Here is a 14,333-nt window from a genome sequence, read left to right as displayed (position 1 = left end):
AGCCGCAGACGACAGAAGGACTTGACCAGCAATGGCCGACGAGAACACCCCGAACACGCCCGAAGACCCCGCTCAGGGGTCCACCATCCGCGTCGAGCCGGTGGGCCTCGAGACGGAGATGCAGCGCTCGTACCTCGACTACGCGATGAGCGTGATCGTGAGCCGTGCGCTGCCCGACGTCCGGGACGGCCTCAAGCCGGTGCACCGGCGCGTGCTGTACGCGATGTACGACGGCGGGTACCGCCCCGAGAAGGGCTTCTACAAGTGCGCGCGCGTCGTCGGCGACGTGATGGGCACGTACCACCCGCACGGCGACTCGTCCATCTACGACGCCCTGGTGCGACTGGCCCAGCCGTGGTCCATGCGGATGCCGCTGGTCGACTCCAACGGCAACTTCGGCTCCCCGGGCAACGACCCGGCCGCGGCCATGCGCTACACCGAGTGCAAGATGGCGCCGCTGTCCATGGAGATGATCCGGGACATCGACGAGGACACCGTCGACTTCCAGGACAACTACGACGGGCGTAACCAGGAGCCGACGGTCCTGCCGGCCCGCTTCCCGAACCTGCTGATCAACGGCTCGGCGGGGATCGCGGTCGGCATGGCCACCAACATCCCGCCGCACAACCTCCGCGAGGTGGCCGAGGGCGCCCAGTGGTTCCTGGCGAACCCGGAGGCCACGCCGGAGGAGCTGCTCGACGCCCTCATCGACCGGATCAAGGGCCCGGACTTCCCCACCGGCGCCCTGGTCGTCGGCCGCAAGGGCATCGAGGAGGCGTACCGCACCGGCCGTGGCTCGATCACGATGCGCGCGGTCGTCGAGGTCGAGGAGATCCAGGGCCGCCAGTGCCTGGTGGTCACCGAGCTGCCGTACCAGGTCAACCCGGACAATCTGGCGCAGAAGATCGCCGACCTGGTGAAGGAAGCCAGGATCGGCGGCATCGCGGACGTCCGCGACGAGACCTCCTCGCGGACCGGCCAGCGCCTGGTCATCGTGTTGAAGCGGGACGCGGTCGCCAAGGTCGTGCTCAACAACCTCTACAAGCACACCGACCTGCAGACGAACTTCGGCGCGAACATGCTGGCGCTGGTCGACGGGGTGCCGCGCACCCTCTCGCTGGACGCCTTCATCCGCAACTGGGTCACCCACCAGGTCGAGGTCATCGTCCGCCGGACGCGCTTCAGGCTGCGCAAGGCGGAGGAGCGGGCCCACATCCTGCGCGGTCTGCTCAAGGCGCTGGACGCGATCGACGAGGTCATCGCGCTGATCCGGCGCAGTGACACGGTGGAGATCGCGCGTGCGGGCCTGATGGGCCTGCTGACGATCGACGAGATCCAGGCGAACGCGATCCTGGAGATGCAGCTGCGGCGGCTTGCCGCCCTGGAGCGTCAGAAGATCATCCAGGAGCACGACGAGCTTCAGGCCAAGATCAACGAGTACAACGCGATCCTGGCCTCGCCCGAGCGGCAGCGGCAGATCATCAGCGAGGAGCTGACCGCGATCGTCGAGAAGTACGGCGACGACCGGCGCACCAAGCTGATCCCCTTCGACGGCGACATGTCCATCGAGGACCTGATCGCCGAGGAGGACATCGTCGTCACGATCAGCCGCGGCGGCTATGTGAAGCGGACGAAGACCGAGGACTACCGCTCCCAGAAGCGGGGCGGCAAGGGCGTGCGCGGCACCAAGCTCAAGCAGGACGACATCGTCGACCACTTCTTCGTCTCGACCACCCACCACTGGCTGCTGTTCTTCACCAACAAGGGCCGGGTCTACCGGGCGAAGGCGTACGAACTGCCGGACGCGGGCCGCGAGGCGCGCGGCCAGCACGTCGCCAACCTGCTGGCGTTCCAGCCGGACGAGCAGATCGCGCAGATCCTGGCGATCCGGGACTACGAGGCCACGCCGTACCTGGTGCTGGCCACGAAGTCGGGCCTGGTGAAGAAGACCCCGCTCAAGGACTACGACTCGCCGCGGTCGGGTGGTGTGATCGCCATCAACCTCCGGGAGATGTATGACGGCCGGGAGGACGAGCTGATCGGGGCCGAGCTGGTTTCGGCCGCGGACGATCTGCTGCTGATCAGCAAGAAGGCACAGTCGATCAGGTTCACGGCCACGGACGAGTCGCTGCGGCCGATGGGGCGGGCGACCTCCGGCGTCAAGGGCATGAGCTTCCGCGAGGACGACGAGCTCCTGTCGATGAATGTCGTCCGGCCCGGTACGTTCGTGTTCACCGCCACCGACGGCGGGTACGCGAAGCGGACGAATGTCGACGAGTACCGCGTCCAGGGCCGCGGCGGCCTCGGTATCAAGGCCGCCAAGATCGTGGAGGACCGTGGTTCTCTCGTCGGGGCGCTGGTGGTCGAGGGGACTGATGAGATCCTTGCCATCACGCTCAGCGGTGGCGTGATCCGTACCCGTGTGAACGAGGTCAGGGAGACGGGCCGTGACACCATGGGCGTCCAACTGATCAACCTGGGCAAGCGCGATGCCGTCGTCGGCATCGCTCGGAACGCCGAGGCCGGTCGTGAGGCTGAAGAGGTCGAGGACGACTCCGAGACCCCGAGTGAGGCAGCCGAGGGGGCCGCGTCCGAGGCGGCCGAGGGCACACCGCCCCCGGCCGACGAGACCGAGGAGTAAGTCGTGAGTGGAGCCACGGGTGCCGCGGCGGGCGGCGGCGGAGCGGATGCCGGCCAGGGGCCGGTGCCGGGAGCCGCGCCGGCCGGGAGCGGATCATCCGCTTCGGCAGGCGCCCGTGGCCCCGCCACCGACTCCCATGGGGGTACCGTGACGGACATCAGGCAGCCGCAGCCGCCGTACGAGGGCTACCCGGGCAGCCCGCTGCCCGGTGAGCGGCCGGGTCAGCCACAGCCCGCGCAGCCGTACCACCCGCCGCAGGCCTACGCCCCGCCGAGCGTCGGCGGGGCCGCCCAGGGCGCTTCAGGGCAGCAGCAGACCGCGGTGCGCCGCCCGCGTACCGAGTCGGGCGCCCGCCCGGCCCCGCGCACGCGCAAGGCGCGGCTGCGGGTCTCCAGGGTGGACCCGTGGTCGGTGATGAAGGTCAGCTTCCTGCTCGCGATCGCGCTGGGCATCTGTACCGTGATCGCCGCGGCGGTGCTGTGGATGGTCATGGACGGGATGGGCGTCTTCAGCGCCGTGGGCGGGACGATCAGCGAGGCCACGGAGTCCAAGAAGGGCACCGGGTTCGACCTGGAGTCGTTCCTGTCGCTGCCGCGGGTGCTGGCCTTCACCGGGGTCATCGCCGCGATCAACGTGGTGCTGGCGACGGCGCTGGCCACCCTGGGAGCCTTCATCTACAACCTGTCGGCGGGCTTCGTCGGCGGGGTGGAGCTCACGCTCGCCGAGGACGAGTAGCGGCCGTCCGTAACCGATTTTGGGACAGGGCTGGTCGTGCGCTAATCTTTCGGTGCAGCGCGGGGCTATAGCTCAGACGGTTAGAGCGCTTCCCTGATAAGGAAGAGGCCACAGGTTCAAGTCCTGTTAGCCCCACCGGCGCGATCAGCCCGGGCGGAGATCCTTTATCCGTCCGGGCTGATTCCGTAGCGGCGCTCCGGCAGTTGGGAACGGCCGTCGGCCGGCCAATGCCGGGCATAGGTCACCGAACGGTATCGGCCGGTGTGTATCATCGGGCGCCAGAGGTCCCCTACGTCAAGGAAAGAGACGAGGTAGCGCGGTGAAGAAGCTTCTCCTGGTCGCACTGGCCGCCATCGGCGGGCTCCTCGTGTACCGCCAGATCCAGGCGGATCGCGCCGAGCAGGATCTGTGGACGGAGGCGACCGACTCCGTGCCCGCAGGTTCGGGTGTGTGAGACCAACAGCTCTGCACAGGGCCCCGACCGCTGGAGCGGTCGGGGCCCTGTCGGCTTTACTGGCGGCTGTCGCGGGAAACGCGGCAACCGCCTTCTTCATTCACTCTTGCAAATGAAAAGCTTGCATAAGCAAAGTTGAACGGGCTGTGCGGCCGGTACGACGAGGAGTGACCCGCGATGGATGACCGCAGCAAGGTCAGGACCGGCCTCGCCGCGGTGGCGGCGCTGTGCGCGGTGGCCACGACGCCGGGACCGGTCGGCCAGGCCTGGGCCGCACCCGCGGACGGGGCCGCCGGAGCGCGGCCGTACCGGACCGAGGGGACCTCCGTCCGGGGCACCAGCGACGCCGAGGGAGCCCCGCTGCTGAAGCCGGGGCGCGGCTACGTCGACAGCATCGGCGGGGGCGAGAAGCGGCACTACAGCGTCCAGCTGGACGCCACGTCCGGCGCGTATGTCTCGGCGGTCGCGGCGCCCCGGCCGGGGGCGGGCGTGGCCTCGTACCAGGACGGCGTCAAGGTGACGCTGGAGAGCCCCGACGGCGCCGTCTGCGACAGCTCCGACCGGAAGATCGAGGCGACCGGCGTGGCCTATCCGCTCGCCGACTACGCCGCGCGCCAGGTCCCGTCGGGTTCGGTGGCCTCCTGCCGGAAGGCGGGCCGGTATCTCGTCACGGTGGAACGCGGAGCCGGCTCCCAGGACCCCGCCGACTGGCCGCTGGAACTCCGGCTGATGGTGGAGCCGCGGGTGAAGGGCGGGGACACGGGGCAGGCCCCGGAGAGGAGTTGGCGCACCACGCCGCCCGAGCCGCCCCAGGGGAAGGCGCGGTGGCGGCAGGGCGGTACGGGGTTCAATGACGCGCGCCCGTTGTCGACAGGGGTGTGGGCGGATCAGATCAGGCCGGGCGAGACCCACTTCTACCGGGTGCCGGTCGACTGGGGACAACGGCTCGACGCCACCGCCGAACTGTCCGCCGCGAAGACCGGAGAGACGGCCGGTGTGAACGACGCACTCGGGCTTCGGGTCTTCAACCCGGCGCGCGGCCTGACGAAGAAGAGCTCCTTCGTCGCCTACGAGGGCCAGGAGGTGAGCGCGAAGGCGGACACCGCCCCTGTGGCATACGGCAACCGCACCGCGCGGGCGGAGTACTCGGTGCGCACGATGAGCTTCTCCGGGTGGTACTACCTGGCGGTCACGGTGAATCCGGACGTCGCGCGGTTCTTCAAGGGCACGGTGCCGCTCACCCTGCGGGTACGGATCTCGGGCACCGCGAAGGCCGGGCCGACGTACGACGGGGACGCGGTCCGGGCGGGCTTCGGCCTCACGGACGCCGACCGGCGGGAGGCCGCCCGGGGGCCGGCGACGGGGGACGACGCCATGGCCGTGGCCGCCGGCACGGACAAGGACCAGCTGCGACTGGTGGGGTATGTGAGCTACGCCGTCGGCGCGCTGCTGCTGCTCGGGCTCGGGGGGTGGACGCTGGCGGCCCGGCGCCGCGCCCCGGCCGCCGCGGCCCCGGCGGCCGGGCCGGGCAGGCACCGGCGGTACGGGCCGCCGCCTGCCTGGTAGTCGGCGGCTGCTCGGGAGGCGGCGCCCTGCCGGTAGTGGGTGCTCTGTCAGTAGTGGGTGCCTTGCCGGTAGTGGGCGCCCGGCTGGTGGGCGGCCACGGCCCGCGGCCGCTGGGTCAGCCCGCGGCCAGTAACGCCCATGTGCCGACCGCGAAGCACACGGCCGCGGCGATCAGGATCGCGATCGCCGCCTTCCGGGACGGTCCGGGGCGGCGTCGGGCGGTGGGGGGAACCTGCGGCTGCGGAGCGGTGTATGGACGAGTACGAGGGTATTCGTGCTGGGCCGCCGGAGCGGGAGTGGTGGCCGGAGTGGGAGTGGGGGTGGGCGTATGCGAGAGCTGAGGGCCTGGCTGTCGCGGATCGAGGGGGCTCTGCGGCGGCTGTGCGGGCCGTACGGGCCGCGGGGGCGGCGTGGGCTGCGCGGGCGCTTGCTGGGGGGTCTGCGGCTGCGGAATGCCGGAATACGGGGTCTGGGGGGCGTACGGGGGGTACGGGGTTTGGGGCTGCCCGGCCGGAAACTGCCCCGTCGGGTTCTGCCCGCTGGGCATCTGGCCGCTCGGGATCTGGCCGCTCGGGCTGTGGCCGGTGTGAGACTGCCCGGTACGCGGATTGGGGGTGTGCGGCTCGGGTGTTTGCGGCTGAGGAGCCGAGGGCGGTTGCGAGGCCGGGTACGGCGGTATCCCGGTGTGCGGCGTCTGGGGCTGCGGCGGGGGCAGTTGGAAGCTGCCGGTGTCCGACATCGACGGCTGCGAGACGGACGGCTCGGACGGCTGTGGCGGCATGGGCCCCTGGGGGCCCGGTGGCTGGGGCGTTGGGCCGCTGTGCGCACCGGCTGTGCCGGTGTCCGTGTTGGTGTCCGTGTTGGTGTCGGCGTTGATGTCTGCGTCCACCCGCCGGTTCGTCCGGAAGGGGCCCTCGGGCCCGAACCCCTCGGGGAGCGGCCCGAGATGGTCGAAGACCTCGATCATCTCGTCGTCGATGCCGGGTTCGGGCAGCATCTCGGCGGCCGTGAGGAGCGCCTTGCGTGCCCCCGTGGCCGTGCGGAACCGGTCCTCGGGATCGGGTTGCAGCAGATTCGCTATCACCTGCCACAGCGGCTCGGGCACCCCTTCGGGCGCGTTCGGCACGCCCTGCTCGAACACCTTGATCAGTGCGTCCGCGTCCGGTTTGTGCCCGCTGAGCAGATACAGCGCCACCAGCCCGACCGCGAAGAGATCCGCGGGGAAGTCCGGCTCCTCGCCCATCATCTGCTCTGGCGCGAAGTAACCGGGCGTCCCCATCACGAAGTTGGCCTCGGTGAGCCGGGGCTCCCCCTTCGTCAGCGCGATACCGAAGTCGGAAAGCCGCACATGCGGCCGGCCGGTCCCGGTGGCCTCCAGCAGGATGTTCGCGGGCTTGATGTCGCGGTGCACCACGCCTTCCGCGTGCACCGCCGCCAGGCCGGAGAGCAACTGGTCCAGCAGCGTGTACACATAGCGAGGCGGCAGCGGGCCGTAGTCGCCGATGAGGTGGGCCAGCGAGCCGCCGCCCACCAGGTCCATGGTGAACAGCACTTTGTCGTCGTCCGCGGCCCAGCTGTGCGGTGCCAGCACATAGGGGTGGTCGATGCGCAGCGCCTGTTCCCGTACGAACCGCAGCAGGGTGTGCGCGTCGCGCTGCTGCAGCACCTTCGCCGCGACGTAGCGGCGGCGCCGGTGGTCCCAGACGCGCCATACGGCGCCCACACCACCGCGCCCGATCGGGTCGACCAGTTCGTACCGGCCCGCGAAGATTTCACCCATCGCGCGGCCCCCGCCCACTCATCGGCTCGTCAGCAGTCCGTCAGCCCATCAGTTCTGGTGCGCCTCGTAGTGGGCGACCGCCTCGGCGGTCCGCCCGGCGCCGTACACCCGGAGGAACTCTGCCAGCTCCGGGTGGGTGGGGGCGAGGGTGTCGGCGGCGTCGATGATGTCGCCCGCGGCGGAGACGGAGCGCAGCAGCGACTGGATCTCGCGGACCACGCGGCGCACGGTGGGGGCACCGGTGCTCGCCGTGGCCTGTGTGGTGTTCAGCACGGAGCCGCCCGCGGACTTCTTGATCTCCTCCATGCGCTCGGCGGCCTCGGCCGCGCTGACCCGGCCGTCCGCCGCTTGGCTCGACAGCTCCTGCAGGGCCTGTACCCGCTGGACGACGGCCGGGTTGCCGATTTTGGCGCGCTGGCCGCTCATCAGCTGCGAGAGCATGGGGGCGGACAGACCGAGGACGGCGGCGAGGCGGGCCTGGTTGAGGCCCAGGTCGTCAATGAGACGGCGGAAGAGCGCCCCCAGAGGTTCCCCATACCAGCTGCGCTGCAGCTCCCGTGCGCGGGCGGTGGCATCCTGCTGTGCTGCGTCCATTCGCTCTCCCCTTCGCTTCGCTGCAGCGAATCTTGCGTGGCATCCTACGGAGGGCGCTAGGCGCGAGCGATACCCGGTCGGGAAAGGTGGCCACAACCAGGTATCCTGATCGGCGACGGGGCCTTAGCTCAGTTGGTAGAGCGCCGTCTTTGCATGGCGGATGTCAGGAGTTCGACTCTCCTAGGCTCCACTTTCGTCACCGGCCAGGACACCAGAGCGTGCCCTGGCCGGTTTGTCGTGCTCCCCATGCCCCGCGTGGGCCCTTGGCGCGGTTGGCTCGGCGCGGGCCCCGGAGGGCCGTTCCGGGGCATTGTCCTCTCATGTGTTGCCAGGTGTTGCCGCTCTTGCCGTTGTCGCGCGCAACATCTTTCGGATGCCCCACGCTGGGCTCAACTCGGGCAAGTGGCCCGGGAGTCGTCTGGTCGGCGCGATCCGCCGTGCGGGGAGACAAGATGCGTGAGCTGCGGCCATTGGGTGATGGTCTGAGCGAGGAATGCCGGGATTTCGCCTTGGCGCTGCGGGACCTGTTCAAGGGGCTGAACGTCTCGGTGCGCAGATATGCCGCGCGCAGGTACCGCGATCCGGGCACGCTCTCGCGCTATCTGAGCGGGACGCGCATCCCGCCGTGGGAATTCGTGCAGGACCTGTTCACCGATCTCGCCGAGCGGCGGGGCACCGCGGCGACCCCGGCCGCCATCGAGCTGGTGCGGGAGCTGCACCGGGCCGCGGTGCACACGAGCGGGTCGCCCGGTCACGCGATGGAGATCCTCCAGCATCAGCTGGCGGACGCCGACCGGGAGGCCCGGGCGTCCAGCGTGAAGGAGGACGTGCTGGGCGAGGCGTTGCTCGATCGACAGCACCGCATCGCCGATCTCGAGGTGCGGCTGAACCAGCTGGAAGCGGCGTGGGTGACGGAGCGCACGCGGGCGGACACGCTGGAGCTGGGCCTCCCCGATCACGCGGAGCTGATGAAGGAACGGGACATGCTCCAGCGTGAGGTGAAGCGCCTCACCGAGGAGCTGGAGGATGTGCGGCTGCGCGGGTTGCTGGCGGAGGACCGCTGCCAGATGCTGGAGCGGCAGCTGGCCATGGTGGAGTCCCAGCGCCCCGCGGCGGCCCCGCAGCCGGACGGGGTGCCCGACGCCCCCGCGGAGCCCGCGATGTCCAGGCCCTGCTCGGGGCCTCGGCCGAAGATCCTCGTGGTCGACGACCAGCACAACAACCTGCTGGCCATGGAGGCCGTGCTGGCCACGCTGGACCAGGAGCTGGTGACCGCGTCCTCGGGGCAGGAGGCCCTCAAGGCCCTGCTCGACCACGACGACTTCGCGGTGATCCTGCTGGATGTGCAGATGCCGGAGATGGACGGCTACGAGACCGCGGCTCATATCCAGCGGCGGCATCGCAACCGGGACATCCCGATCATCTTCCTGACCGCGATGGGTGCCGACCCGGAGCACTCCTCCCGGGGCTACGCGGCCGGTGCGGTGGACTACATCGCCAAGCCGTTCGACCCCTGGGCGTTGCGTGCCAAGGTCTCCGTCTTCACGGAGATCTTCTTGGAGAGGCGCCGGTACAGCGAGCGCGTCGCCACCCACTGACCGGCAGGGAGGGGCTGGGGAAGGGGGGAAGGGCGGGGGACGCCGTGGTCTCCCGCCCCTCGGGGCGCGCCGCAGTGGCCGGTCGGTCGGTGCGACCTCGGCCGACCCGACGCTTGCCCGGCGCCCGGCCCGGCTCAGCGCTCCTTCTCGTCCGTCTGCTTGGCCTGCGCCTCCGGGTCGAGTGCGGACTGGTCGCTGCCGTCCACCGACGTCAGCGGCTCGCGCCCGCTCAGCTCGGTCGCCGCCGGGGGCTCGACCAGCCAGTCGGGGTTGGCCTGCTTGTCCCACCACTTCCACGCGGTGAAGACACCGGCGCCCACGAGGCCGACGAAGACCGTGCGCTTGGCGATGCGCCCGGTGCGGTCCCTCCTGCGACGGCGCCTGGCGAGCTTGTGGATGTCGGCCGCGGTCACATGGTCACGCAGGGCGGCGAGGGCCGCGGCGCTGCGGGTGACGGCCTCCTCGCACACCGGCCCGGCCGTGGCGCGCGCCTCGGCCACCGCGTGCTGGACGCGCGGCGCGGTGTACCGCGCGGCCCGGCGCGCCGCCTTGCGGGTGCGGGTGGCGGCCCGGGTGGCGGCGGCGTCGACCCCTTGTGGCAGGGCGCCGCGGGCCTGGGTCAGCCGCGGCGCGATATGCACGTAGTACTGGCTGCCGGCGGCGTGGCGGGCCTGGTGCGCGGCGTGCGAAACCTTCGGCCCCAGCTGTGCGCGAGCCGTGTGCGCGTAGCGCGCGGCGGCGTCCTTGGCCGTGCCGGCGTAGGGCGCCACCGCCTCCGCTGCGTGCAGGACGCTGCCCTTGGCGGTGCCGGTCGCGGCTCGCACGCTCTCCATGCGGGTCACGGAATCCTCCTCCTCGGTGGCGGTGCTGCGGGTCCTGGAATGTTCTGCGCCGTCTCGTCTTTCCGTTTTATGGAACATCATGCCTATTTATGAAGATCATGCCTGCTCCCAGGACGCCGGGCACGCGCGGCCGGGCATCCGGGGCACGTACGGGTTCCCGTCCGGGTCGGCATGAATCGTGTGTGCCGCGCGCGGCTTCGTGGGTACGCGTCGTCGTGGCGTCCGTGCGAGGATCAAGGGACCGCAATGAAAACTATGGAAGGTAGATCGTGGCTGAGCAGCTCTACGCCACCCTGAAGACGAACAATGGCGACATCGTGGTCCGGCTGCTGCCGAACCACGCTCCCAAGACGGTCAAGAACTTCGTGGAGCTCGCCGAGGGCACCCGGGAGTGGACCCACCCGGCGACCGGCAAGCGGGCCAAGGAGAAGCTGTACGACGGCACCGTCTTCCACCGCGTGATCAGCGGCTTCATGATCCAGGGCGGTGACCCGCTGGGCAACGGCACCGGTGGCCCCGGCTACGAGTTCGCCGACGAGTTCCACCCGGACCTGGCGTTCAACAAGCCGTACCTGCTGGCGATGGCCAACGCCGGCCCGGGCACTAACGGCTCGCAGTTCTTCATCACCGTCTCGCCGACCGCGTGGCTGACCGGCAAGCACACCATCTTCGGCGAGGTCGTCGACGAGGCGAGCAAGAAGGTCATCGACGCGATCGCGGGCACCTCGACCAACCCGCGCACCGACCGCCCGCTCAATGACGTCGTCATCGAGTCGGTCGTCGTGGAGACCCGCGAGAGCTGACCTCGAGGCTGTATCGATATGCGGCTGCCGCCGCGTGGCGGGCCCGCACCGGGCCTCGCGGGACCGGCGGCGGGAACTCCGTGCCCCGCCTGTCCGTCTTGACGGCAGGCAGGCGGGCACGTGGGCCCGGTGCGAGCATGGAGTGCAGGGCAAGGGGAGACGATGGAGGACCAGGCGGTCTGCTGCTATCGGCATCCGCAGCGGGAGACCGGCATCAGCTGTGTCCGCTGCGAGCGGCCGATCTGTCCCGAGTGCATGATCAGCGCCTCGGTCGGCTTCCAGTGCCCCGAATGCGTGCGCGGTGGCGCGGGCTCCTCCGGCGGTCCCGTCCCGGCGAGGCACCCGGTGCGGGACGCCCGGCCGCGCACGATAGCGGGCGGCGCGCTCACCGCCGACCCGCGGCTGGTCACCAAGATCCTCATCGGCCTCAACCTCGCCGTGTGGTTCGTGGCGCTCGCGATCGGCGACCGGTTTGTGAACGCGCTCGATCTGGTGGGCCGGGCGTACGACCCGGGCGCGGCCGAACTGGTCGGGGTCGCCGAGGGCCAGTGGTACCGGCTGATCACCGCGACGTTCCTGCATCAGCAGCCGTACCACATCGCTTTCAACATGCTCTCGCTGTGGTGGCTCGGCGGGCCGCTGGAGGCGGCGCTCGGCCGGGCCCGCTATCTCACGCTGTATCTGCTGGCCGGCCTGGGCGGCAGCGCGCTGTCGTATCTGCTCGCCGCGCAGAATCAGCCCTCGCTCGGCGCCTCCGGGGCGATCTTCGGCCTGCTCGGCGCGACGGCGGTCCTGATGCGCCGCCTCAACTACGACATGCGGCCGGTCATCGCGCTGCTCGTGCTCAACCTGATCTTCACGTTCGCCTGGTCCGGCATCGCCTGGCAGGCGCACGTCGGCGGCCTGGTCGTGGGCACGGCGGTGGCGTACGGGATGGTGCACGCGCCGCGTGAGAAGCGGGCGCTGGTGCAGCGGGTCACCTGCGTGCTGGTGCTGCTCGCGATCGTCGCGGTGGTGTGGCTGCGGACGGTGCAGCTCACTGGCTGACCGGCCGATGCCGGCAGACTGTCGACTCAGCTGCCGCAGCCGCCGCATCCGCCGTATCGGGGATATCCACAGCGAAGTTGTCCACAGCGAGTGGCCGATCTTGTGCAAGCTGTGGAGAACATCAGTGCGGGCCCGCACTCATCTGCGTTTTCGCAGGCAGAGGCAGGTGTGAGCGGTCGAACGGATGTGCCCGGCCGATCACACCGGCGTCAATGCGGCGGAAGTTATCCACAGATCTTCTGAGTTTTCCCCGGCTGTGGATAACTCTGTGGACGACCGGGGCGCGGAGGATCGGAGAGCCGATCCTACTTCCACTGGGTGGAGACCACGAACCCGGCGGCGATGAAGCCGAAGCCGACCACGATGTTCCAGTTGCCCAGGGAGGCGACGGGCATGTCCCCGGTGGTCACGTAGAACATCACGATCCAGGCGAGGCCGATGAGGAACATCGCCAGCATCAACGGAGCCACCCACCGGCGGCCGCTGTGCAGGCTGATGTTAGTGGCCTGCTTCGCCGGCGGCGGCGTGAAGTCGTCCTTCTTGCGGATCCGTGACTTCGGCACGAGGAACTCTCCTGTCGATGCGCTGCGTGACCGCGCGGGATGGGTACGGACGGCACCGGGTCGGGGCTGGGACGGGGGACCACGCCCTTCACTCGGGGCGTCCGTTAGCGTAGTCCTTCCGCGGCGTCGTAAGGAGTAAGGGTACGTTGAGCAATTCCGCCGGCACCCCCAACCCGGGCCCCCGCCGCCCCGCCTTCCGCCCCGTGCGGCTGCTGACCGCCGCGGTCTTCGCGCTCGCCGGACTGATCTTCTGGACCAGTTTCGACACCGCCCAGGGCACCAATCTCCGCAGCGACGAGTCGATGCTGCGGCTGTCCGACCTCATCCAGGAGCGTAGCCGCAAGAACGCCGGGCTCGACGACAGTACCGCCCAACTGCGCTCGCGGGTCGACGCCCTCGCCCGCCGCGACAACGGCGCCACGGACGCCGAGCGCCGCAGGCTCGCGGCGCTGGAGCGGGACGCGGGCACCGAGAAGCTCACCGGAGCGGCGCTCTCCGTCACCCTCACCGACGCCCCGCCGAACGCGACGGCGAAGATCCCCGGAGTGCCCGAGCCCCAGCCCAACGACCTCGTCATCCACCAGCAGGACCTGCAGGCTGTGGTCAACGCGCTGTGGCAGGGCGGCGCGCGGGGGATCAAGGTCATGGACCAGCGGCTGATCTCGACCAGCGCGGTGCGCTGTGTCGGCAATACCTTGATCCTTCAGGGTCGGGTCTACTCCCCGCCGTACACCATCACCGCCGTAGGCGACCGGGGCAAGCTGCGCGCCGCGCTGGCCGCCTCCCCCACCATCGAGAACTACCGCAGCTATGTCGAGGCGTACGGGCTCGGCTGGAAAGTCGCCCAGCACGACAGGGTGACTCTTCCCGGCTACTCCGGCACAGTGGACCTGCACTACGCCCAGCCCCGGTGAAACGGATCCCCGCGAGGGGGATCCCGGCGAACGCGGCAGACGCGATGAACGCGATGAACACGGACGCGATGAACACGGACAGGTGTGCGGCCGATGAGGGTGCGACTGGTCGTCAGGACGCTCAGCGAGGTGTGTCTCACCGTCGGCACCCTGATCGTCCTTTTCGTCGTCTACGTCCTGTACTGGACCGGCGTCCGCGCCGACCGCGCGATGGACGGGGAGATCGACCGGCTGCAGGACCGATGGGCGACCGGGCCGGTCGCCGGCGCCGCGGCGCCGGCGCGCCAGTCCGAGCCGGAGCCGTACCGGGACGGCGCGTCCTTCGCCATCATGTACATCCCGCGCTTCGGCGCCGACTGGGTCAAGCCGGTCCTTGAGGGCACCGCGACCGACACCCTGAAGAAGGGGCTGGGCCACTACACGCGCACCGCCCCCCTCGGTGCCCGGGGCAACTTCGCCGTCGCCGGGCACCGCCGCACCTACGGCGACCCGTTCAAGGACTTCCCCCGGCTGCGCCCCGGCGACGCCGTGGTGCTCACCGACGGCACGACCTGGTACACGTACCGCATCGACAAGCGGCCGTACCGCACGCTGCCCACCGACGTCGGCGTCATCGACCCGGTGCCGCGCGCGTCCGGATTCCGGGGGCCGGGCCGCTATCTGACCCTCACGACCTGCGAGCCGGAGTGGGGGCACAGCCACCGGCTGATCGCATGGGCACATCTGGACGCCACCCGTCCAGTGACCGAAGGCAAGCCGGAAGCTTTGCTCGGCTGACCCACCGACCCCAGGCCCG

Annotated in this window: 13 protein-coding genes and 2 tRNA genes; 11 read left to right on the top strand and 4 right to left on the bottom strand. The window is 70.3% G+C overall.

Annotated features, from left to right (window positions below; all coding sequences use genetic code 11):
- The first annotated feature begins 31 nt into the window (after positions 1-31).
- The 5 genes from gyrA (at position 32) to ACWY4P_RS26210 (ending at position 5,396) form a co-directional block, all read left to right on the top strand.
- A complete protein-coding gene (gene gyrA, locus ACWY4P_RS26230) occupies positions 32-2,641 on the top strand; it encodes a DNA gyrase subunit A (protein ID WP_456202768.1) in 2,610 nt (869 codons plus the stop codon).
- Positions 2,642-2,644: 3 nt separating this feature from the next.
- Positions 2,645-3,376, top strand: coding sequence for a DUF3566 domain-containing protein (locus ACWY4P_RS26225; RefSeq protein ID WP_456202767.1), 732 nt, complete (start codon positions 2,645-2,647; stop codon positions 3,374-3,376).
- 61 nt (positions 3,377-3,437) lie between these two features.
- Positions 3,438-3,511: transfer RNA gene (locus ACWY4P_RS26220), tRNA-Ile, on the top strand.
- 184 nt (positions 3,512-3,695) lie between these two features.
- Positions 3,696-3,830 carry a DLW-39 family protein gene (locus ACWY4P_RS26215; protein ID WP_003958712.1) on the top strand — a complete coding sequence of 45 codons (135 nt, stop codon included), beginning with the start codon at positions 3,696-3,698 and terminating at the stop codon, positions 3,828-3,830.
- Positions 3,831-4,007: 177 nt separating this feature from the next.
- Positions 4,008-5,396, top strand: a complete 1,389-nt coding sequence (locus tag ACWY4P_RS26210) for a hypothetical protein (protein WP_456202766.1) — start codon at positions 4,008-4,010, stop codon at positions 5,394-5,396.
- 115 nt (positions 5,397-5,511) lie between these two features.
- On the opposite strand, the gene ACWY4P_RS26205 is transcribed toward ACWY4P_RS26210, so the two are convergent.
- On the bottom strand, positions 5,512-7,176 hold the full coding sequence (locus ACWY4P_RS26205) for a protein kinase domain-containing protein (RefSeq protein WP_456202765.1): 1,665 nt from the start codon (positions 7,174-7,176) through the stop codon (positions 5,512-5,514).
- 48 nt (positions 7,177-7,224) lie between these two features.
- The gene (locus ACWY4P_RS26200) at positions 7,225-7,770 is read right to left on the bottom strand and encodes a helix-turn-helix domain-containing protein (protein ID WP_319688763.1); all 546 of its coding nucleotides are present in this window, start codon (positions 7,768-7,770) and stop codon (positions 7,225-7,227) included.
- 117 nt (positions 7,771-7,887) lie between these two features.
- Here ACWY4P_RS26200 and ACWY4P_RS26195 point away from each other — a divergent pair.
- Both ACWY4P_RS26195 and ACWY4P_RS26190 read left to right on the top strand, forming a co-directional pair.
- A tRNA-Ala gene (locus tag ACWY4P_RS26195) sits at positions 7,888-7,960 on the top strand.
- A 262-nt stretch (positions 7,961-8,222) separates the two neighbouring features.
- Positions 8,223-9,368, top strand: coding sequence for a response regulator (locus ACWY4P_RS26190; protein WP_456202764.1), 1,146 nt, complete (start codon positions 8,223-8,225; stop codon positions 9,366-9,368).
- 134 nt (positions 9,369-9,502) lie between these two features.
- On the opposite strand, the gene ACWY4P_RS26185 is transcribed toward ACWY4P_RS26190, so the two are convergent.
- Entirely contained in the window at positions 9,503-10,210 is a 708-nt protein-coding gene (locus ACWY4P_RS26185) for a DUF5324 family protein (RefSeq protein WP_456202763.1), read from the bottom strand.
- A gap of 269 nt (positions 10,211-10,479) precedes the next feature.
- Between ACWY4P_RS26185 and ACWY4P_RS26180 the strand changes: the two genes are divergently transcribed.
- Both ACWY4P_RS26180 and ACWY4P_RS26175 read left to right on the top strand, forming a co-directional pair.
- The gene (locus ACWY4P_RS26180; protein WP_456202762.1) at positions 10,480-11,013 is read left to right on the top strand and encodes a peptidylprolyl isomerase; all 534 of its coding nucleotides are present in this window, start codon (positions 10,480-10,482) and stop codon (positions 11,011-11,013) included.
- A 162-nt stretch (positions 11,014-11,175) separates the two neighbouring features.
- Positions 11,176-12,060 (top strand): rhomboid family intramembrane serine protease, encoded by an 885-nt coding sequence (locus ACWY4P_RS26175; RefSeq protein WP_456202761.1) that lies wholly within the window; start codon positions 11,176-11,178, stop codon positions 12,058-12,060.
- 305 nt (positions 12,061-12,365) lie between these two features.
- Here ACWY4P_RS26175 and crgA read toward each other — a convergent pair whose 3' ends face one another.
- Positions 12,366-12,623, bottom strand: coding sequence for a cell division protein CrgA (crgA, locus tag ACWY4P_RS26170; protein ID WP_456202760.1), 258 nt, complete (start codon positions 12,621-12,623; stop codon positions 12,366-12,368).
- 146 nt (positions 12,624-12,769) lie between these two features.
- Between crgA and ACWY4P_RS26165 the strand changes: the two genes are divergently transcribed.
- Both ACWY4P_RS26165 and ACWY4P_RS26160 read left to right on the top strand, forming a co-directional pair.
- On the top strand, positions 12,770-13,537 hold the full coding sequence (locus tag ACWY4P_RS26165) for a DUF881 domain-containing protein (protein ID WP_456202759.1): 768 nt from the start codon (positions 12,770-12,772) through the stop codon (positions 13,535-13,537).
- A 93-nt stretch (positions 13,538-13,630) separates the two neighbouring features.
- On the top strand, positions 13,631-14,314 hold the full coding sequence (locus ACWY4P_RS26160) for a class E sortase (RefSeq protein ID WP_456202758.1): 684 nt from the start codon (positions 13,631-13,633) through the stop codon (positions 14,312-14,314).
- Positions 14,315-14,333: the final 19 nt, after the last annotated feature.

This window comes from Streptomyces sp. LZ34 (genome assembly GCF_053890475.1).
The sequence above is the reverse complement of the archived record's forward strand: the minus strand, read 5'-3'. Positions and strand labels throughout refer to the sequence as shown.